The sequence below is a fragment of the Candidatus Contendobacter odensis Run_B_J11 genome, assembly GCF_000531125.1.
Lineage (GTDB): Bacteria > Pseudomonadota > Gammaproteobacteria > Competibacterales > Competibacteraceae > Contendibacter > Contendibacter odensensis.
In genome coordinates this window covers 1-1,521 of the sequence record NZ_CBTK010000143.1, presented here as the reverse complement: position 1 = coordinate 1,521, position 1,521 = coordinate 1, and the positions used below count along the sequence as shown (strand labels likewise).

At 60.0% G+C, this 1,521-nt stretch carries 1 protein-coding gene; it reads right to left on the bottom strand.

Going from position 1 to position 1,521, the window contains the following annotated elements; translation table 11 throughout:
* Window positions 1-23: 23 nt before the first annotated feature.
* Complete coding sequence (locus tag BN874_RS10525; RefSeq protein WP_154724863.1) at window positions 24-1,346, bottom strand: IS701 family transposase; 1,323 nt, start codon at window positions 1,344-1,346, stop codon at window positions 24-26.
* Window positions 1,347-1,521: the final 175 nt, after the last annotated feature.

Below are 1,521 nucleotides of genomic sequence, written 5' to 3'. Positions count from 1 at the left end.
CTACTTTGTCAGAACACATGTGACTATTCGTTAAGTTGTTGTTTGCGATAGGCTGAATTGATAGCCGCTTGCCGTTTTCGGTGGCGGACCTCCATCTGGCGGAGGACCTCCTCCAACGTCATCTCCCGCTGCGGCAGGAAATGGTTCAACAACGCCCGAATATCCCGGCCACTCAGTAGCGGTCGAGTCTGATGGTGGAGCTGACGTTCTTCCAGCAGGAACAGCATGGACATCATCACCAGCGCCAAGTGATGGTGCCAGCCCCGCCAGCCCCGGACCTGGTAGTCACCCAGTCCGACATCTTGTTTGCCCTGTTGCAAGGCACGTTCGATCCAATAGCGTGGTCCTTGCAGGAACGCCAACCGAGGGACCGGCGTGTTGGCCGGGGCGTTGCTCAGGCTGTACTTGATCTCGGTCGGTGTCTCGATCTCCCGACGCACGATCACCTGCCACGGGCGAGCCTGGGGTTCTTCGCCATCCCACAGCCACACCGTCCGGTGCAGAATCTCCACCCGCAACGCGCCTTTCGTGCCGTTGCGCAACGTGACGGGTTGCCACGCCTCCCCCGGTTGCTGTTCCGCCCACTGGTCGACCCGCACAGCCGGGGCGGGTGCCTGAAGGCGGGTTGGAGGCCGACCATGGCGGGTCTGGGCGGGCGGGACGCTAGGGTGTGGGTCATCCAAATAAATCCGTTGATCCTTATGCACCTCTCCGACGAAGACTTCCCCCTGCGCGTCGAGGGCACGCAGGAAGGCCGGATCGCTGCCGTAGAAGCCATCAAAGCCGACCCAGGCAAAGCCGATGCTCTGCTGGCGGGCGTGGGTGATCATCGTTAGGGCCAAGTCGGTTTTGCGCTGGAAGCTGCGCTGGGTGACGGGAATCCCGGCCGCCTGGCAACGGGCTTCATCGCTTGTCCACCCCTCCGGCAAAAACAAGCGTTCGTCGATCAGGGTGACGTCTGTCCCTCGGCTCAGGGCGGCAAACACCCCCACCTGGCCGTTCTCCACTTTGCCCAACGGGCCGCACCACTGCCGCGCCACCCCCACCGAGTGAGTCCCTTTCTTCGGGCACCCGCTCTCATCGATCAGCAGGGCGCTATCGGCGTGTCCCCCCAACAATCGGTTGGCCTCTTGGGCCACCTGGTCGAGTACCGCCCGCTCCGACCACGCCGACTCGCTCAGCAGGTGCTGCAAGGCTTGATGGTCGGCCTCGGGAATCACCTCTTCCATCCGTTCCATGTTCTTGGTTTCCGCTTGGAGCAAGCCCCGAACATAGAGTTGAGCCGCTGTCTCGACGGTTCGCGTCCCTTGGCGAAAGGGACTGGTGAAGCGACTACAAAAATCCATAAACCGCTGACCGATCCCGGCCAACAACCCGACCTCGGCCTCAGCCGTCGAGTTTTTTTGATGCTTCCGTGGAGACCTCTTTCATGTGCTACTCCTCAGCCTTAGTCTTTTGACCAAAATTACGTATTATGTTGTTTGCTATTTAAATCAAATAGATAAATCTGACAAAGTAGAA